At 62.7% G+C, this 16,634-nt stretch carries 19 protein-coding genes; 8 read left to right on the top strand and 11 right to left on the bottom strand.

Features of this window, described 5'->3' with window-relative positions:
• Nucleotides 1-6: 6 nt before the first annotated feature.
• Nucleotides 7-1,905, bottom strand: coding sequence for a potassium transporter Kup (locus N0B28_RS06490; RefSeq protein WP_275730992.1), 1,899 nt, complete (start codon nucleotides 1,903-1,905; stop codon nucleotides 7-9).
• 267 nt (nucleotides 1,906-2,172) lie between these two features.
• Here N0B28_RS06490 and rimO point away from each other — a divergent pair, with 267 nt between their 5' ends.
• The 5 genes from rimO to tsaA all read left to right on the top strand — a co-directional run bounded on the left by rimO (nucleotide 2,173) and on the right by tsaA (nucleotide 6,114).
• On the top strand, nucleotides 2,173-3,510 hold the full coding sequence (gene rimO / locus N0B28_RS06485) for a 30S ribosomal protein S12 methylthiotransferase RimO (RefSeq protein ID WP_275730989.1): 1,338 nt from the start codon (nucleotides 2,173-2,175) through the stop codon (nucleotides 3,508-3,510).
• A gap of 89 nt (nucleotides 3,511-3,599) precedes the next feature.
• Nucleotides 3,600-4,067, top strand: a complete 468-nt coding sequence (locus tag N0B28_RS06480) for an acetyltransferase (protein ID WP_054914976.1) — start codon at nucleotides 3,600-3,602, stop codon at nucleotides 4,065-4,067.
• Between the two features lie 130 nt (nucleotides 4,068-4,197).
• Nucleotides 4,198-4,908, top strand: coding sequence for an rRNA pseudouridine synthase (locus N0B28_RS06475; RefSeq protein ID WP_043864303.1), 711 nt, complete (start codon nucleotides 4,198-4,200; stop codon nucleotides 4,906-4,908).
• A 41-nt stretch (nucleotides 4,909-4,949) separates the two neighbouring features.
• On the top strand, nucleotides 4,950-5,411 hold the full coding sequence (locus N0B28_RS06470) for a DUF1456 family protein (RefSeq protein WP_043864260.1): 462 nt from the start codon (nucleotides 4,950-4,952) through the stop codon (nucleotides 5,409-5,411).
• Nucleotides 5,412-5,418: 7 nt separating this feature from the next.
• The gene (tsaA, locus tag N0B28_RS06465) at nucleotides 5,419-6,114 is read left to right on the top strand and encodes a tRNA (N6-threonylcarbamoyladenosine(37)-N6)-methyltransferase TrmO (protein WP_058541503.1); all 696 of its coding nucleotides are present in this window, start codon (nucleotides 5,419-5,421) and stop codon (nucleotides 6,112-6,114) included.
• A 111-nt stretch (nucleotides 6,115-6,225) separates the two neighbouring features.
• Here the strand turns inward: tsaA and fpr are convergent, their stop codons facing one another.
• A complete protein-coding gene (fpr, locus tag N0B28_RS06460; protein WP_043864261.1) occupies nucleotides 6,226-7,005 on the bottom strand; it encodes a ferredoxin-NADP reductase in 780 nt (259 codons plus the stop codon).
• Between the two features lie 120 nt (nucleotides 7,006-7,125).
• Here fpr and N0B28_RS06455 point away from each other — a divergent pair, with 120 nt between their 5' ends.
• A complete protein-coding gene (locus tag N0B28_RS06455) occupies nucleotides 7,126-8,052 on the top strand; it encodes a LysR family transcriptional regulator (RefSeq protein ID WP_043864262.1) in 927 nt (308 codons plus the stop codon).
• Here N0B28_RS06455 and N0B28_RS06450 read toward each other — a convergent pair.
• From N0B28_RS06450 to N0B28_RS06440, 3 genes are all read right to left on the bottom strand, one after another.
• Nucleotides 8,049-8,411, bottom strand: a complete 363-nt coding sequence (locus N0B28_RS06450) for a diacylglycerol kinase (protein WP_054914977.1) — start codon at nucleotides 8,409-8,411, stop codon at nucleotides 8,049-8,051. The genes N0B28_RS06455 and N0B28_RS06450 overlap by 4 nt on opposite strands.
• A 77-nt stretch (nucleotides 8,412-8,488) precedes the next feature.
• Nucleotides 8,489-9,139, bottom strand: a complete 651-nt coding sequence (erdR, locus tag N0B28_RS06445) for a response regulator transcription factor ErdR (RefSeq protein ID WP_043864264.1) — start codon at nucleotides 9,137-9,139, stop codon at nucleotides 8,489-8,491.
• Nucleotides 9,140-9,403: 264 nt separating this feature from the next.
• A complete protein-coding gene (locus N0B28_RS06440) occupies nucleotides 9,404-10,114 on the bottom strand; it encodes a tRNA-uridine aminocarboxypropyltransferase (RefSeq protein ID WP_043864265.1) in 711 nt (236 codons plus the stop codon).
• Between the two features lie 246 nt (nucleotides 10,115-10,360).
• Between N0B28_RS06440 and N0B28_RS06435 the strand changes: the two genes are divergently transcribed.
• Entirely contained in the window at nucleotides 10,361-10,783 is a 423-nt protein-coding gene (locus N0B28_RS06435) for a quorum-sensing-regulated virulence factor family protein (protein WP_275730980.1), read from the top strand.
• Nucleotides 10,784-11,128: 345 nt separating this feature from the next.
• Nucleotides 11,129-12,247, top strand: a complete 1,119-nt coding sequence (locus N0B28_RS06430; protein ID WP_275730978.1) for an LOG family protein — start codon at nucleotides 11,129-11,131, stop codon at nucleotides 12,245-12,247.
• Between the two features lie 53 nt (nucleotides 12,248-12,300).
• On the opposite strand, the gene recX is transcribed toward N0B28_RS06430, so the two are convergent.
• The 6 genes from recX to N0B28_RS06400 all read right to left on the bottom strand — a co-directional run bounded on the left by recX (nucleotide 12,301) and on the right by N0B28_RS06400 (nucleotide 16,626).
• Nucleotides 12,301-12,768 (bottom strand): recombination regulator RecX, encoded by a 468-nt coding sequence (gene recX, locus N0B28_RS06425; protein WP_275730975.1) that lies wholly within the window; start codon nucleotides 12,766-12,768, stop codon nucleotides 12,301-12,303.
• A gap of 14 nt (nucleotides 12,769-12,782) precedes the next feature.
• Nucleotides 12,783-13,865, bottom strand: coding sequence for a recombinase RecA (gene recA / locus N0B28_RS06420; RefSeq protein WP_043864269.1), 1,083 nt, complete (start codon nucleotides 13,863-13,865; stop codon nucleotides 12,783-12,785).
• Nucleotides 13,866-13,971: 106 nt separating this feature from the next.
• A complete protein-coding gene (locus N0B28_RS06415; protein ID WP_275730971.1) occupies nucleotides 13,972-14,454 on the bottom strand; it encodes a nicotinamide-nucleotide amidohydrolase family protein in 483 nt (160 codons plus the stop codon).
• Between the two features lie 59 nt (nucleotides 14,455-14,513).
• On the bottom strand, nucleotides 14,514-15,008 hold the full coding sequence (locus N0B28_RS06410) for a lysis system i-spanin subunit Rz (RefSeq protein WP_104572116.1): 495 nt from the start codon (nucleotides 15,006-15,008) through the stop codon (nucleotides 14,514-14,516).
• Nucleotides 15,005-15,556, bottom strand: a complete 552-nt coding sequence (locus tag N0B28_RS06405; RefSeq protein WP_054914982.1) for a glycoside hydrolase family 19 protein — start codon at nucleotides 15,554-15,556, stop codon at nucleotides 15,005-15,007. Before N0B28_RS06405 ends, N0B28_RS06410 begins: the two co-directional genes overlap by 4 nt.
• Before the next feature lie 26 nt (nucleotides 15,557-15,582).
• Nucleotides 15,583-16,626 (bottom strand): contractile injection system protein, VgrG/Pvc8 family, encoded by a 1,044-nt coding sequence (locus N0B28_RS06400; protein WP_275730966.1) that lies wholly within the window; start codon nucleotides 16,624-16,626, stop codon nucleotides 15,583-15,585.
• Between the last annotated feature and the right edge of the window lie 8 nt (nucleotides 16,627-16,634).

Here is a 16,634-nt window from a genome sequence, read left to right as displayed (position 1 = left end):
GCCCCGCTAGATCTCCACCTGCGTACCCAGCTCGATCACCCGGTTCAATGGCAGGTTGAAGAACCTCAGGTTGCCGTTGGCATTCTTCAGCAGGAAGGCAAACAGCACCCCACGCCAGCGCGACATGCCCACCAGCTTGGATGCGATCACCGTCTCGCGGCTGAGGAAGTAGGTGGTGCGCATGGGGCTGAAATCCAGCTCGTCCAGGTGACACAGCTTCAACGCCGCCGGCACGTCCGGCTCGTCCATGAAGCCGAAATGCAGGATCACCCGGTAGAACCCCTCGCCATACCCCTCCACCTCGAAACGCCGCTGTGGCGGTACCCGCGGTGAATCCTCGTTGACCACGGTGAGCAACACCACCTGGCGGTGCAGCACCTGGTTGTGCAGCATGTTGTGCAGCAGCGCATGGGGCACCGCGTCCGAACGCGCGGTCAGGAACACCGCCGTACCTTCCACACGGTGCGGCGGCTGCACGCGGATGCTGGCGATGAACACCGGCAATGGCAACGCGCCCTCATCCAGGCGCTCCACCAGGATCTGCTTGCCGCGCTTCCAGGTGGTCATCAGGATGAACAGCGCAATCCCTGCCAGCACCGGGAATGCCCCACCCTGCAGCACCTTGGGCACGTTGGCGGCAAAGAACAGCCCGTCGACGAACAGAAAGCCCAGCAGCACCGGTACCGCCAGCAGCGGTGGCCACTTCCACAGCAGCAACATCACCGCCGACACCAGGATGGTGGTGATCAGCATGGTCCCGGTTACCGCGACGCCATAGGCCGACGCCAGCGCACCGGAGGACTCGAAGCCCAGCACCAGCAGGATCACCCCGACCATCAGCGACCAGTTGACCGCCCCGATGTAGATCTGCCCCTGCTCGTCGCTGGAGGTGTGCTGGATCTGCATGCGCGGCACATAACCAAGCTGGATGGCCTGGCGGGTGAGGGAGAAGGCCCCGGAAATCACCGCCTGGGAAGCGATCACGGTGGCCAGGGTGGCCAGCCCGACCAGCGGCACCAGCGCCCAGCCGGGGGCCAGCAGGTAGAACGGGTTGCGTGCCGCTTCGGGGTTCTCCAGCAGCAATGCGCCCTGACCGAAATAGTTGAGCACCAGCGCCGGCAGCACCAGCGCGAACCAGGCCCGCGCGATCGGTTTGCGGCCAAAATGCCCCATGTCGGCGTACAAGGCCTCGGCCCCGGTCAGCGCCAGCACCACGGCGCCCAGAATCGCCACGCCCATGCCGGGGTGGACGATGAAGAAGCGCACGGCCCAGATCGGGTTGAGCGCCTGCAGCACTTCGGGGCGCTGGACGATGCCGTGCACGCCCAGGGCCGCCAGCACCACGAACCAGGCCACCATCACCGGCCCGAACAGAATGCCGATGCGCGCGGTACCGTGCTTCTGGATCAGAAACAGCGCCACCAGCACGACCAGCGCCACCGGTATCACCCAGTGATCGATGCCATCGAACGCCAGTTGCATGCCTTCGACCGCCGACAGCACCGAAATCGCCGGGGTGATCATGCTGTCGCCATAGAACAGCGCCGCACCGAACAAGCCGAACACCACCAGCAGCGCACGCAATCTGGGATAAGGTGCAGCCGCTCGTCGGGCCAGCGCGGTCAGGGCCATGATGCCACCCTCCCCCTGGTTGTCCGCGCGCAGGATGAACAGCACGTACTTGATCGACACCACCCAGATCAGCGACCACAGGATCAACGCCAGGATGCCCAGCACACCATCATGGTTGACCGGCACCCCGTAGCTGCCGGAGAAGACTTCCTTGAGGGTATACAAGGGGCTGGTACCGATATCGCCGTATACCACCCCGACTGCCGCCACCAGCAGGCTCAGCGGCTTTGCCGCCGTATGCCCGGCATTGGCCTGACTGCTTGCCTGAACCATCAACCACTCCCGCAACCAAGACCCAGAGGCCGGCGAAATTCGCGCCAGGCGCTATCATTTTTGCAACCCGTCGCAGCGTGCCGAACGCAGCGCTGAACGACGCGGGAGCGATGGCGCGAAGCATAGCGCAGCGTTCGTCGCATTTCTGCTAGTCAAGCGCGTTGTGCCTCGCTAGAATTGCGCACTTTTTGATCAGAGGCGCCCCAAAGCGCCCGTCAGGGCTGCCACCTTCGCGTGCCAAGCAGCCCCTCTACACCGAGGTTAACCATGTCCACCACCGCCACGCCCACCACGCCAAAGGTCGGCTTCGTTTCCCTGGGTTGCCCCAAAGCCCTGGTCGATTCCGAGCGCATCCTGACCCAGCTGCGCATGGAAGGCTATGAAGTCGTGCCCACCTACGAGGATGCCGACGTGGTGGTGGTCAACACCTGTGGCTTCATCGACTCGGCCAAGGCCGAATCGCTGGAAGTGATCGGCGAGGCCATCAAGGAAAACGGCAAGGTCATCGTTACCGGCTGCATGGGTGTCGACGCCAACAACATTCGCGACGTGCACCCCAGCGTGTTGTCGGTGTCCGGGCCGCAGCAGTACGAGCAGGTGGTCAACGCCGTGCACGAAGTGGTGCCACCACGTCAGGACCACAATCCGCTGATCGATCTGGTGCCGCCCCAGGGTGTCAAGCTGACCCCGCGTCACTACGCCTACCTGAAGATTTCCGAAGGCTGCAACCACACCTGCAGCTTCTGCATCATTCCGTCGATGCGTGGCAAGCTGGTCAGCCGCCCGGTGGGCGAGGTGCTGAGCGAGGCCGAGCGCCTGGTCAAGGCCGGCGTCAAGGAGCTGCTGGTGATCTCCCAGGACACCAGCGCCTACGGCGTCGACGTCAAGTACAAGACCGACTTCTGGAACGGCCGGCCGGTCAAGACGCGCATGCTCGAGCTGTGCGAAGCGCTCGGCAGCCTGGGCGTGTGGGTGCGCCTGCACTATGTGTACCCGTACCCGAACGTCGATGACGTGATCCCGCTGATGGCCGCCGGCAAGCTGCTGCCGTACCTGGACATCCCGTTCCAGCACGCCAGCCCCAAGGTGCTCAAGTCGATGAAGCGCCCTGCCTTCGAAGACAAGACCCTGGCACGCATCAAGAAATGGCGCGAACAGTGCCCGGAGCTGATCATCCGCTCCACCTTCATCGTCGGCTTCCCCGGCGAGACCGAGGAAGACTTCCAGTACCTGCTCGACTGGCTCACCGAAGCCCAGCTCGACCGCGTCGGCTGCTTCCAGTACTCGCCCGTCGAAGGCGCACCGGCCAACGACCTGGACCTGCCCGTGGTTCCTGATGACGTCAAGCAGGACCGCTGGGATCGCTTCATGGCCCACCAGCAGGCCATCAGCAGCGCACGCCTGCAACTGCGCATCGGCAAGCGCATCGAAGTGCTGATCGACGAAGTGGAGGAGCAGGGCTCGGTGGGCCGCAGCTTCTTCGACGCCCCGGAGATCGACGGCAATGTGTTCATCGACGGCGACCACGGCTTCAAGCCGGGGGACAAGGTCTGGTGCGTCGTCACCGATGCCGACGAATACGACATGTGGGCCGAGCCTGTCTGACGCTTTGCGGCCTGGAAAAGCCCTGCCATCATGGCGGGGCTTTTTATTGGACTATCGTGTCCAGTACGGACACTCCAGGAGACCCTGCGATGCGCGCGCATTCCACCGTGCAAACCCCTAGCCCCCACGACTACCCTCGCCTGCTGCAGGTATGGGAAGCCTCGGTACGTGCCACCCACGATTTTCTCCCCGAAAGCTACATCGTGCTGCTGCGTGAACTGGTGCCCAAGTACCTGGATGCAGTGATGCTGATCTGCTGCAAAGACAGCCAGCAACGCATCACCGGCTTTGCCGGTGTAGCGGCCGGGCGTGTCGAAATGCTGTTCGTCGACCCGCAGTATCGCGGTCAGGGCATCGGCAAGCAGTTGCTGCGGCATGCCATCAATGAGCTGAACGCCGATGAGCTCGACGTCAACGAGCAGAATCCCCAGGCCATCGGCTTCTATGCCAGCCAAGGCTTCGAAGTCATCGGGCGCTCGGAAAAGGACGGCATGGGCAAACCCTACCCCCTGCTTCACCTCAGGCTAGGTCGTACACAGTCTGCGAGCACGGGCTGAAGGACGCTGTAAGGCCGATCCGAAAATCATCCCCTCACGGCATTAATAGCCGCCCGGCACGAATGTAGCAGGGCCTTCGCCCGCCCGGGCGGTTACAATGGGCGCCTTTCCCTGTGCCACGGCCGCCGTCATGTCTGAACCCATTCGTCTTTCCAAACGCCTTATCGAACTGGTCGGCTGCTCCCGACGGGAGGCCGAACTCTATATCGAAGGCGGTTGGGTGACCGTTGACGGCAACGTCGTCGACGAGCCACAGCTCAAGGTCGACGGCCAGGTCGTCGCCCTGCTGCCGGGCGCCAAGGCCGAAGCCCTGGAACCGGTAACCCTGCTGCTGCACCAGGCCGCCGACCAGGACAGCGAAAGCGCTCGCCTGAGCATGACCCCGGCCACCTTGTCCGAGGCCCACGCCGAAGGGCATCGCCCGCTCAAGGGCCACTTTGCCCGGCTGACCTGCGTCGCCGAGCTGCAACAGGGCGCCAGCGGCCTGCAGGTGTACAGCCAGGACTGGCGTGCCGTGCGCAAGGTCACCTCGGACCTGGCCAAGCTGGAGCAGGAGTATGTGGTCGAGGTCAGCGGCGAGATGGTCGCCCATGGACTCGAACGCCTTAACCGCGGTTTCACCTGGAAGGGCCAGGAATTGCCCCGCATCAAGGCCAGCTGGCAGAACGAGACGCGCCTGCGCATGGTGCTGAAAAACCCGGCGCCGGGGCTGATCGAACTGCTGTGCCGCAGTGTCGGTGTCAGCGTGGTCAGCATGCGCCGTATCCGCCTGGGCGGCGTGGCCATGAGCAAGCTGCCGCTGGGCCAGTGGCGCTACCTGTCCAGCAAAGAAAAATTCTAGGCCTCGCCACTCGGGCGTTGCCACTTGATCAGGATTGTCCAATGATTCACAACGATGTGCTGCGCAGCCTGCGCTACATGCTGGATATCAGCGATGCCAAACTGGCAGAGATCACCCGCATCAACGGTTTTGACGTCAGCGATGCCGACATTGCCAGCTACCTGAAAAAAGACGAGGAAGAAGGCTTTGTGCGCTGCCCGGACGAGGTCATCGCGCATTTTCTCGATGGCCTGGTGGTGTTCAAGCGTGGTCGCGACGAGAGCCGCCCACCTCTGCCGGTCGAACTGCCGGTCACCAACAACATCATCCTGAAAAAACTGCGGGTGGCCTTCGAGCTCAAGGAAGACGACCTGCATGCCATTCTCAAGGCGGCGGATTTTTCGGTATCCAAGCCTGAACTCAGCGCCCTGTTCCGCAAGGTCGGCAACAGCAACTACCGCCCCTGTGGCGACCAGTTGCTGCGCAACTTCCTCAAGGGCCTGACCCTGCGAGTGCGTGGCTGATTCGATCATGGCCTACAGTGTCGAGCCGGTCGGCTACGTGCGCTCCTGCTTCAAGGAGAAGTTCGCCATCCCGCGCCAACCGCAGCTGGCTCCGGCTGCGCGCGGGGTGCTGGAGCTGGTATCGCCTTTCGACCAGGGGGAAGCGGTTGCCGGGCTAGAGCAGGTCAGCCACGTGTGGCTGCTGTTCCTGTTTCATCAGGCCCTGGAAGAGAAGCCGCGCCTGAAGGTGCGCCCACCGCGCCTGGGCGGCAACACGTCGATGGGCGTGTTCGCCACCCGCGCCACCCACCGGCCAAACGGCATCGGGCAGTCGGTGGTGAAGCTGGAGGGCGTCGAGGCCGGGCGACTGCTGCTGTCGGGCATCGACCTGCTGGACGGCACGCCGGTCATCGATATCAAGCCCTATGTACCCTATGCCGACAGCGTAGCCGGGGCGGTCAATCACATGGCCAGCGCCCCGCCTGCGCCGATCACGGTGCAGTGGAGCGACTCGGCACTGCAGCAGGCCCATGCGCATGCGCTGCGTCTCGCAGAGCCGTTGGTGGAGCTGATAGAACAATGCCTGGCACAGGATCCACGCCCGGCCTATCAGGTGCCCCCGGTCGAGCGCGTGTACGGGGTCAGGTTCTGGGACGTGCAGGTACGCTGGCACTACCCTCAGCTGGATACGATCCGGGTGCTGGAGGTGGTGCGCGAGGCGTAGGGCCGGCGCCCGCGAGGTCGCAGGAACGCCGCGCCGGCGAATGCCACACCACAAATCCCGGGCAAAAAAAAACGCAGACCAAGGTCTGCGTTTTTTATTGGTGCTGTCTGCTTACTTCTCGACGAACGCACGCTCGATCAGATAGTCACCTGGCTCGCGCATGCGCGCGGAGACTTTCAGGCCGAAGCTGTTCAGGACTTCGCTGGTTTCATCCAGCATGCTCGGGCTACCGCAGATCATCGCACGATCGTCCTGCGGGTTGATCGGCGGCAGGCCGATGTCGCTGAACAGTTTGCCGCTGCGCATCAGGTCAGTCAGGCGTCCCTGGTTCTCGAACGGCTCGCGGGTGACGGTGGGGTAGTAGATCAGTTTTTCACGCAGCGCCTCACCGAAGAACTCGTTCTGCGGCAGGTGCTCGGTGATGAACTCGCGATAGGCCACTTCGTTGACGTAGCGCACACCGTGGACCAGGATCACTTTCTCGAAGCGCTCGTAGGTTTCCGGGTCCTGGATGACGCTCATGAACGGTGCCAGGCCAGTGCCGGTGCTCAGCAGGTACAGGTGCTTGCCCGGGTTCAGGTCATCCAGCACCAGGGTGCCGGTAGGCTTCTTGCTGATGATGATCTCGTCGCCTTCCTTCAGGTGCTGCAACTGCGAGGTCAGCGGGCCGTCCGGCACCTTGATGCTGAAGAACTCCAGATGCTCTTCCCAGTTAGGGCTGGCGATCGAATAGGCGCGCATGAGCGGGCGGCCGTTAGGCTGTTGCAGGCCGATCATCACGAACTGACCGTTCTCGAAGCGCAGGCCCGGGTCGCGGGTGCACTTGAAGCTGAACAGGGTGTCGTTCCAGTGATGAACACTGAGGACACGTTCGTGGTTCATGTTGCTCATGTACGGGGCTCCTGAAAAATAACGCAGCGCTGACCGTGAGCGCGATTGCGCGATAGTTTAGTGCGAGCGACAATATCTGTTAAATGAATTATCAAGATATGTCTTATCGGTTATATAGATATGCGATTTACACTGCGTCAACTTCAGGTCTTCGTGGCCGTCGCGCAACACCAGAGCGTCTCCCGTGCGGCCGGGATACTGGCGCTGTCGCAGTCGGCTGCGAGCACCTCCATCACCGAGCTTGAACGGCAATCCAGCTGTCAGCTGTTCGATCGTGCCGGCAAGCGCCTGAGCCTCAATGCACTGGGGCACCAGTTGCTGCCCCAGGCCGTGGCCCTGCTCGACCAGGCCAAGGAAATCGAGGACCTGCTCAACGGCAAGTCCGGCTTCGGCTCTCTGGCAGTGGGCGCCACACTGACCATCGGCAACTACCTGGCCACCTTGCTGATCGGCAGCTTCATGCAGGTTCACCCGGAAAGCCAGGTCAAACTGCATGTACAGAACACCGCCCATATCGTGCATCAGGTCGCGCACTATGAAATTGATCTGGGTCTTATAGAAGGCGATTGCAACCACCCCGACCTGGAGGTTCAGCCCTGGGTCGAGGACGAACTGGTGGTGTTCTGCGCGCCGCAGCACCCCTTGGCGCTCAAGGGTCGCGCCAGCCTTGAGGAACTGACCCATGAAGCCTGGATTCTGCGCGAGCAGGGTTCAGGCACGCGCCTGACCTTTGACCAGGCGATGCGCCACCATCGCTCGACACTCAACATCCGCCTGGAACTGGAACATACCGAAGCGATCAAGCGCGCGGTGGAATCAGGGCTCGGGATCGGCTGCATTTCACGTCTGGCGCTGCGCGATGCGTTTCGTCGCGGCAGCCTGGTGGCGGTGGAAACCCCCGACCTGGACCTGGCGCGGCAGTTCTACTTCATCTGGCACAAGCAGAAGTACCAGACCTCGGCGATGCGCGAGTTTCTGGAGTTGTGCCGCAACTTTACCGCCGGGGTACGACGCAGCGACGAAATCGTGCTGCCGCACATTGCCTAGAGCAGAATCACCGCCCACACCACCGCCACGATGCTCAACGCCACGAACTGGGCAGCACTGCCCATGTCCTTGGCGTTCTTGGACAACGGGTGGCGGTCCAGGGAAATACGATCGATCGCGGCTTCCACGGCAGAGTTGAGCAGCTCGACGATCAGCCCCAGCAGGCACACCGCGATCAGGATCGCGCGTTCGGCACGGCTTACATCCAGCCAGAAGGCGACCGGGATCAGCACCACGTTGAGCAGCACCAACTGACGAAACGCCGCTTCGCCGGTAAAGGCGGCGCGCAGGCCGTCGAACGAATAGCCGGCGGCGTTGAACACTCGTTTAAGGCCGGTCTGGCCCTTGAAAGGCGACATAGAAAGCCACTTGAACCCAATGAGGAGCGATGCAGGCTAGTGCACGCCGAGTCAAAAAAGCGTGAAGGCCAGTGGCCTTAACTCGTTGAAACCGATTCCAATTGTTGCAGCAACAACGCGGCCTGGGTGCGCGTACGCACGCCCAGCTTGCGGAAGATCGCGGTGACGTGGGCCTTGATGGTGGCCTCCGACACGCTCAGCTCATAGGCAATCTGCTTGTTCAGCAGGCCTTCGCACACCATGGTCAACACGCGGAATTGCTGTGGGGTAAGGCTGGCCAGGCCCTCGCTGGCGGCCTTGGCTTCAGCGGACACATCGATCTTCTCGAAGGCTTGCGGCGGCCACCAGACATCGCCATCGAGCACTTTCTTGACCGCGTCCTGAATCTGCTCCAGCGGGCTGGATTTTGGGATAAAGCCACTGGCACCGAATTCTCGGGACTTTACCACCACGGCCGCCTCTTCCTGGGCCGAGACCATCACCACCGGGATTTGCGGATACTGACCGCGCAGCAGCACCAGCCCCGAGAAACCATAGGCACCGGGCATGTTCAGGTCCAGCAGCACAAGGTCCCAGTCGTTTTTCTCGGCCAGGCGGGTTTCCAGTTCGGCGATGCTTGCCACCTCAACCAGTCGAACGTCCGGACCAAGGCCCAGGGTAACGGCCTGGCGCAGCGCACTGCGAAACAGCGGGTGGTCATCGGCAATCAGGATTTCGTATGTGGCCATCGATCTAATGATCCTGTTCTGTGCAGGCGCAGCCAGCGTGGGGGCGCCTGGCGGGGCAGCTCAAGGGCATCGGGCGGCAGTGCCGGAAGCCAAAAAGGCACGTCGGGGCCAGGAAAACAGCATTCAAGCCTTCGTCGTGCCCGAATCGGCGCCAAGGATGCCGAGCCCGGACCGGGTGGTCAAGTTCAAAGCCCGGTGGTTGTCTCGTAGCCCATGGCGCCAGTGCACACATTATGAAGCAAAGTGGCGTACTTGCCCCTTGAACTATAGGAAGGGCCGCAGTTTTTGGTGCACGGCATCGTCTTCATCCAGCACAAGCCTGTTCTTGGCGCCCAGATAATGGGTGCTGAATACGTCCAGATAGGCATCCAGTGCCTGCGAGGCCTGCTGGTCATCGGCCAGTTCCAGACACATGGCTGCCACTTCAGCGGTACAGAAATGGTCGTCGCGCCGCGAGCGGCGCAATGTGTAGCGCGAGATCTGTTCAGGCTGCAGATTGAGCACCGGGAACCGTTCCAGGTACGGGCTTTTGCGAAACATCTTGCGGGCTTCGGGCCACGTGGCATCCAGCAGAATGAACAGCGGGCGCTTGCCCGACGCTGGGGCGACGCTGCTGACCACTCGCTCCGGCGCCACGAATTCACCCGGGAAAACGATGTAGGGCTGCCACTGTGGATCATCGAGCAGCGCCTGCAACTGTGCATCCACCGCCTTGCGTTCCCAGGCAAACGCCGTGGTGTCACCGATCACGTCGGCAATCAGCCAGCCCGTGTTCGTAGGCTTGAGTGGTTCGGTGTCATGCATGAGCAGGCAAATGCCCGAGTGCGCCTGCACCCGCGGGCGCCAGGCACACAGACAGTATTCGGGGATTACCCGGCAGCCGGGACAGCGTGGCGCACGCGAGCCGCGCGCGACGAAGGGTTTGACACTGCGCGCCAGGCGCTCGGCGCGCAGGCGCGAGACGGCATGGCTCATGACAGGGCGCAACGGTGGCAATGGGGATGGCAATAAAGGCAGGGCACGACGCAGGCTCAGCGAGACTAAAACCCCGGCAGTTTACCAGAGCCCGCCTCCACTGGCCGTATTTGCCGTGCAGCGTTGCGCGCTACTCCCTTATAATCTCCAGCCTGTACAGACCTGCCAGTACTGCCATCGCGCCTGTGACGGAACACTGCGCGCAATGACCGGTCAAATCGCCAGTTATCGAACCAGGAGAGATTCATGCTGCGTTTCATTGCCCCATCCTTGAGCCTGTTGCTTGCCCTGCCGTTGGGCGCGCATGCCGTCTCCAAGCAAGAGTACGCCCTGAACCAGAAGCTTCAAGAAGTCGCCAAGGAAAGCAGCGTGGGTACCCCTCGGGCAATCAACGAAGACATCCTCGATCAGGGCTACACTGTCGAAGGCAACCAGTTGATCAACCACCTCAGCGTTCGCGCCGGCCATGCACAAAAAATGCAGCAAAACCCGGAAGTCATGCGCGGCCAACTGGGAGACAGCGTGTGCCGTAACACCGGCTTTCGCCAGTTGATGGACCGCGGTGCCGTGCTGACCTACCGTTTCACCGAGTACAAGACCAACCGCCCGGTGATCGACCAGTCGTTCAACAAGGCCAGTTGCGTTTCCGGGCAGAAGAAGAAGAAGTAACCAGCGTTCTCTGTTGCGCCGCTGCTCGCCATCGGCGCGCAGCTCAGCGATCAAGGCCTGAATGTGACGCGTACTCTACGCACGGTCACTACAGGCCTTGTCACTTCAGGCCCCGGTTGTTGGCCTGTACTGCGCAGTTCGGGCCCGGCTTGCCCGCCCGGCTCCCACCTGAACATCATGTACAGCCCAGTGCCTGCCGCGTCCTCGCGAGCCCATGATCGACACCGGCATAACCCTGCGACAAGGTCTAGATTTATAGCCAGGACCTTTCACTTTGCGGACAAGCAGAGGGGCCTGACCGATGTGCGGCCAGGCCGAAGGTTTTGCTGCAAAAGGAGAAGTTGAATGCCGTACCAGACCAACGAATTGCTAGCCAACCATTTCAAGAACAATGCAATCGACCTGACCCACCTCGAACAACAGCTCAACCTGGTCGCCCCCAACAGCCCCAACCTGCCACTGTACCGGGACATGATGCTGACCGTGTTGCGCATGGCGCACGATGACAGCGACCGCTGGAGCGCCAAGATCACCCTGCAGGCACTGCGTGAACTCGACCACGCCTTCCGTGTGCTGCACCAGTACAAGGGGCGACGCAAGGTCACCGTGTTCGGCTCGGCACGCACCCCGGTCGAACACCCCATGTATGCCCTGGCCCGCGAGCTCGGTGCGACCCTGGCGCGCTCGGACCTGATGGTGATCACCGGGGCCGGGGGCGGCATCATGGCTGCGGCTCACGAAGGCGCGGGCGTCGACAACTGCCTGGGCTTCAACATCACCCTGCCCTTCGAGCAGCACGCCAATGCCACGGTGGATGGAACGGACAAGTTGCTGCCGTTCCACTTCTTTTTCATTCGCAAGCTGTTCTTCGTCAAGGAAGCTGACGCGCTGGTACTGTGCCCGGGCGGTTTCGGCACCCTGGACGAGGCCCTGGAAGTGCTGACCCTGATCCAGACCGGCAAGAGCCCGCTGGTACCGGTGGTACTGCTCGACTCACCGGGGGGGACCTTCTGGCAGGATGCACTGGACTTCATTACCCGCCAGCTCGAAGGCAATCGCTACATCCTGCCGAACGATCTGAAGCTGGTGCGCCTGGTGAACAACGCCGACGATGCGGTAGCGGAAATCAACCAGTTCTACAGCAACTACCACTCCAGCCGCTGGCTGAAGAACCAGTTCGTGATTCGCACACACCACCCGCTCAGCGAAGCGGCCCTGCTCGACATCCAGCAGTCCTTCGCCGACCTGCGCCTGAGTGGCGACTTCCATCAGCACGCCTATGCAGGCGAGGAGCATGACGAGGCACAGTTCAGCCACTTGTCACGCCTGGCTTTTGCCTTCAATGGACGCGATCAGGGCCGCCTGAGAGAGCTGGTGGACTTCATCAACCGCTCGGAAAACTGGGCAAAGCCTCAGCACAATGAAACCCCGCAACGGGCACGTGAACCCCTCAAGGTCACCTGAAAAGCCACACCGTGAACATGCCTGGCCTACCCCCTTTCGGGGTCGGCCATCGCTCAATCGTCCAGGCTGCGACCACTCAGCACACGACCGACCATCTCCATGGAAAAACCACGGTAGACCAGAAAACGGGTTTGCTGTGCGCGACTGCGCGGATCGGAGGGCAGTTGCCCGGAAAACTTGCGTTGCCATACATCGATCAGCAGGCTTTGCCAGTCGATGCCGCATTCACGCAAGGCCTGTTCGATATCACTACGCTGCAAACCGCGCTGACTGAGCTCTTCACGGATACGCGCAGGGCCATAGCCCGAACGGGAGCGGTAATTGATGAAACTTTCGAGATAGCGCGCTTCGCTGAGCAGGCCCTCTTCCGTCAGACGGTCGAGTTCCTGGTCGATCAATTCGGGCTCAGCGCCGCGCTGACGCAACTTGCGCGTCAGCTCGACACGACCATGCTCGCGTCGCGCGAGCAGGTCCATAGCTGTCCGCCTTACGGCGACGGGGGTATCGAGTACGACGGACATGGTCTATCTGCAAATCAGAAGTTGGCGTCGGCGTCAGCGTCGACCAGATCATCTTCAGGTTCTGCAGCAGCCGTTTTACCAGCAGCCGCAGCAGCTGCAGCTTCAACACCACCGGTCAGCAGCTTGTCGCGGATCTGCTTCTCGAGGGTCGCGGCGATTTCCGGGTTCTCTGCCAGGAACTTGGCGGAGTTGGCTTTACCCTGACCGATCTTGCTGCCCTGGTAGCTGTACCAGGCACCGGCTTTTTCGAGGAAGCCGTGCAGCACGCCCAGGTCGATGATCTCACCGTTGCGGTAGATGCCCTTGCCATACAGAATCTGGAACTCGGCCTGGCGGAACGGCGGCGCCACCTTGTTCTTGACGATTTTGACGCGGGTTTCGCTGCCGACCACTTCGTCGCCTTCCTTCACCGCGCCGGTACGGCGGATGTCCAGACGTACCGAAGCGTAGAACTTCAGCGCGTTACCACCGGTGGTGGTTTCCGGGCTGCCGAACATCACGCCGATTTTCATGCGGATCTGGTTGATGAAGATCACCAGGCAGTTGGCGTTCTTGATGTTGCCGGTGATCTTGCGCAGTGCCTGGGACATCAGGCGAGCCTGCAGGCCCACGTGCATGTCGCCCATTTCGCCTTCGATCTCGGCCTTGGGTACCAGGGCCGCCACGGAGTCGACGATGATCACGTCGACGGCGTTGGAGCGCACCAGCATGTCGGTGATTTCCAGGGCCTGCTCACCGGTGTCCGGCTGCGAGACCAGCAGGTCGTCGACATTGACGCCCAGCTTGCCGGCGTACTCGGGGTCGAGGGCGTGTTCGGCGTCGACGAATGCGCAGGTGGCACCGGCTTTTTGTGCCTGGGCGATCACCGACAGGGTCAGCGTGGTCTTACCCGACGACTCAGGACCGTAGATTTCGACGATACGGCCCTTTGGCAGGCCGCCGATGCCCAGAGCAATGTCCAGACCCAGCGAGCCGGTCGAGATTGCCGGAATCGCCTGGCGATCGTGATCGCCCATGCGCATGACCGCGCCTTTACCGAATTGACGTTCGATCTGACCCAGGGCCGCAGCCAAGGCACGCTTCTTGTTGTCGTCCATTGAAGTCCTCACGTAATCATCGATAGGGCCTGACGGCCACAACACCTGTATAAGTAGCCAGTATTATTCCACAGGGTTTTCTTTCCGCCTACCCCCGATTTGCGATTTACTCTGCGCCAAGCTGTAACAAGCCCTCTAGGGCGGCGATTACCGTCTGTCGGCGCACCGCATCGCGGTCGCCATCGAAGTGCCGGCGCTCGCTGGCCACACGCGCACCGTCGCCCCAGGCCAGCCATACAGTGCCCACCGGTTTGGCCGGCGAGCCGCCATCGGGCCCTGCCACACCGCTGACCGCCACGGCAAAGCGTGCCCCGCTGGCAGCCTGGGCGCCGCGCACCATGGCTTCGACCACTTCCTGGCTGACCGCACCGACCTGCGGGAACAGTGCCTGGTCTACCCCCAGCTGGCGAGTCTTCTGGGCGTTGGAGTAGGTCACGTAGCCCGCTTCGAACCAGGCCGAACTGCCAGGAATACGCGTGATGGCCTCGGCGATACCACCGCCGGTGCAGGACTCGGCCGTGGTGACTTGGGCATTGTAACGGCGCAGGTGTTCCCCCAGCCGGGCAGAAAGTGCGGTGATCGGGTCCATGGCAGGCTCCTTGAAGGTCTGGCGCCTACCCTACACCAGCTATCGGCGTGGCTGAACACTCAAGGTGTGAGCGCGCGTATGTAACCCTGGCAGGCGCGCAGGGCGATCAGTCCGGCGTCACCGGCATCGGTGATGGCGATAATTCGTCGAGCATGCGCCGGGTCAAGTCGGGCGCGTGGGGCGCCATGATCCAGGCTGCCGGCGCCGGGGGCGGCAGGCAGGTCGGGGGTGGCGTCGCGGTCGAGAAGGACCGACAACCGCAGATCAGCAGTAGCCAGCCGATCACGCAAGCGTGCCTGAGCCTGTTGTGCATCGAGAAGCTCCTGATAATGGGTGTTGTCGTTCAAGTCCAGCTGGCGCTCCAGCACATGGCGTTGCTGGCGTTCGCCCTGCAGCTCGGCGGCAGCACGCTCGGCCAGTTGCTGGCGTTCGAATGCCCAGGCCTGTTGCTGCTGCGCCAGCTGGCGGCCCAGGCGCCAGCCCTGGACCTGCCAGGTCAATACGCAGGCCAGCAGCGCCAGGCTCAGCAGCACGCCAGCGTGCAAGCGGTTCAACACAGCACCTCGCGGGCGCGGGCCCAGAGTTTGAGGCGATCCTCCAGGCCATTGAGGCCACCGTTGATATGCCGCGTGATGCGGTTGAACTCACCGCGGTCGGCCAACGCGTTAAGCCCGCGCGAGTGCCAGAACCAGGCAGCCGACTCGGCCGCCCAACGCGGTTGCTCGAGCAACTGCGGCAACTCCAGCAGACGCTCGTCGCCAAACAGCGCCATGCTGCAGGCGCGGTAGTTGTTGCGCCCTGTAACCTGGATCAGCCCCCTGCCGCAGTACCGCTGACCGTCTCCGTCCGCCTCCGGCGTGTTGCCCAGGCGCAGGGCCAGGGCGCCGGTGTCGTAACGGGACAGGTAGCGATCGCTGCCCAGCTCCTTCACATAACGCAGGTGGCCCGACTCGTGGCCGATCTGCGCGAGGAAGGCGGCAATGCGTCGGGGGTTGTCGATTTCCCAACGGGCCATGGCAGTGTTCAGGGCGGGTACAAAAATGCCGGCATTGGCGCCGGCACCGGGAAGAATCTGCATCAAGTTCTGCTGAGTGATGACCATCATCATTCTCCAAAATGCATAGGGGTTCAGGCCTGTCCGGCCTTGAGCGAACGACCGGCATTACCCTGCCCGCCCTTGGCCCTGGCCTTGCCTTGCTTGCCGCCATTGCACTCGACCGTGGTGCTCCACCCGGACGCGCTGAACACCTGCTCGATCGACTCGATCAGGTACTCGCCATCGAGGCCGGGCTTGAAGCCCTGGGCGTCGAGGGTGCGTTCGACGAACAGGTCGGTGCGGCCCGGCATTTCCAGGCGCAGGCTGGCGGTGCTGCGGTTGAGCGCCGCCAGGCGGGCCTTGGCGGCCTGCTCGGCAGCGCTACGGTTGGGGTACAGGTGGCGGTCGGTGTGCACAGGCGACAGGCCGTCGGGCGCGTCGTCGTTAGGCAGGTCGACCACGCTCTGCTGGCCGGTCTTGCTGTCCAGATGACGGGTCTGCACGGCCTTGTGGGTGCCTTTGTCGGTCATGCGAAACTGCCAGCTGCGCACGTCGCCACGGCTGATCATGACGTTGCCAAGGGCCTTGCCGCTGGCGCTCTTGCCGGCCTGGCGCGGCATCACCAGCAGCGCGCCGTTCGCTACCTTGGCGGTGCAGTCGAACAGGCGCCCCAGACGGGTGATGAAGTTGAAGTCCGACTCGTTGAACTGGTCAATGCGCGGTATGCGCAGCGTCACCGGGCACGCTGGCTGCCAGCCATTGCGCGCGGCGATGTCGCGCACGATCTGCTGCAGGGTGACGTTCTCCCAGCTGCCGCTGCGGGTGGTCTTGCCGCTGCCGCGCATGTCGCTGGCCTTGCCTCGGATCACGATGCTGTCAGGCGGCCCGGACAGCTCCACCTCATCCACGGCGTAGCGCCCCAGGCGGGTCAATGCCTGGCCGGCGTAGCCCAGATGCACCTCGATGAAGGCACCGCGTGCCGGCAATGCCACCTCGCCGTCGCGATCGTCGATACGCAGTTCGAACTCGTCCGAGTCCATGCCCGGCTTGTCGGTGGTACGCAGCGACAGCAGGCGATCATTGATCAGCGCGGTGATGTCCTTGCCATCGGCCACGATGCGAAACACAGGTTGCATGGTTGCTG

Origin of the sequence: Pseudomonas sp. SD17-1 (assembly GCF_029201585.1) — a bacterium.
GTDB classification, from domain to species: Bacteria; Pseudomonadota; Gammaproteobacteria; order Pseudomonadales; family Pseudomonadaceae; genus Aquipseudomonas; species Aquipseudomonas palmensis.
Note: the sequence above shows the minus strand (reverse complement) of the source record. Positions and strands in the feature narration are given on the sequence as shown.

Bases quoted from the DNA above. Each gene is read 5' to 3' on its own strand.
- N0B28_RS06490 (WP_275730992.1), bottom strand. From the start codon at position 1,905: ATGGTTCAGGCAAGCAGTCAGGCCAATGCCGGGCATACGGCGGCAAAG.
- rimO (WP_275730989.1), top strand. From the start codon at position 2,173: ATGTCCACCACCGCCACGCCCACCACGCCAAAGGTCGGCTTCGTTTCC.
- N0B28_RS06480 (WP_054914976.1), top strand. From the start codon at position 3,600: ATGCGCGCGCATTCCACCGTGCAAACCCCTAGCCCCCACGACTACCCT.
- N0B28_RS06475 (WP_043864303.1), top strand. From the start codon at position 4,198: ATGTCTGAACCCATTCGTCTTTCCAAACGCCTTATCGAACTGGTCGGC.
- N0B28_RS06470 (WP_043864260.1), top strand. From the start codon at position 4,950: ATGATTCACAACGATGTGCTGCGCAGCCTGCGCTACATGCTGGATATC.
- tsaA (WP_058541503.1), top strand. From the start codon at position 5,419: ATGGCCTACAGTGTCGAGCCGGTCGGCTACGTGCGCTCCTGCTTCAAG.
- fpr (WP_043864261.1), bottom strand. From the start codon at position 7,005: ATGAGCAACATGAACCACGAACGTGTCCTCAGTGTTCATCACTGGAAC.
- N0B28_RS06455 (WP_043864262.1), top strand. From the start codon at position 7,126: ATGCGATTTACACTGCGTCAACTTCAGGTCTTCGTGGCCGTCGCGCAA.
- N0B28_RS06450 (WP_054914977.1), bottom strand. From the start codon at position 8,411: ATGTCGCCTTTCAAGGGCCAGACCGGCCTTAAACGAGTGTTCAACGCC.
- erdR (WP_043864264.1), bottom strand. From the start codon at position 9,139: ATGGCCACATACGAAATCCTGATTGCCGATGACCACCCGCTGTTTCGC.
- N0B28_RS06440 (WP_043864265.1), bottom strand. From the start codon at position 10,114: ATGAGCCATGCCGTCTCGCGCCTGCGCGCCGAGCGCCTGGCGCGCAGT.
- N0B28_RS06435 (WP_275730980.1), top strand. From the start codon at position 10,361: ATGCTGCGTTTCATTGCCCCATCCTTGAGCCTGTTGCTTGCCCTGCCG.
- N0B28_RS06430 (WP_275730978.1), top strand. From the start codon at position 11,129: ATGCCGTACCAGACCAACGAATTGCTAGCCAACCATTTCAAGAACAAT.
- recX (WP_275730975.1), bottom strand. From the start codon at position 12,768: ATGTCCGTCGTACTCGATACCCCCGTCGCCGTAAGGCGGACAGCTATG.
- recA (WP_043864269.1), bottom strand. From the start codon at position 13,865: ATGGACGACAACAAGAAGCGTGCCTTGGCTGCGGCCCTGGGTCAGATC.
- N0B28_RS06415 (WP_275730971.1), bottom strand. From the start codon at position 14,454: ATGGACCCGATCACCGCACTTTCTGCCCGGCTGGGGGAACACCTGCGC.
- N0B28_RS06405 (WP_054914982.1), bottom strand. From the start codon at position 15,556: ATGGTCATCACTCAGCAGAACTTGATGCAGATTCTTCCCGGTGCCGGC.
- N0B28_RS06400 (WP_275730966.1), bottom strand. From the start codon at position 16,626: ATGCAACCTGTGTTTCGCATCGTGGCCGATGGCAAGGACATCACCGCG.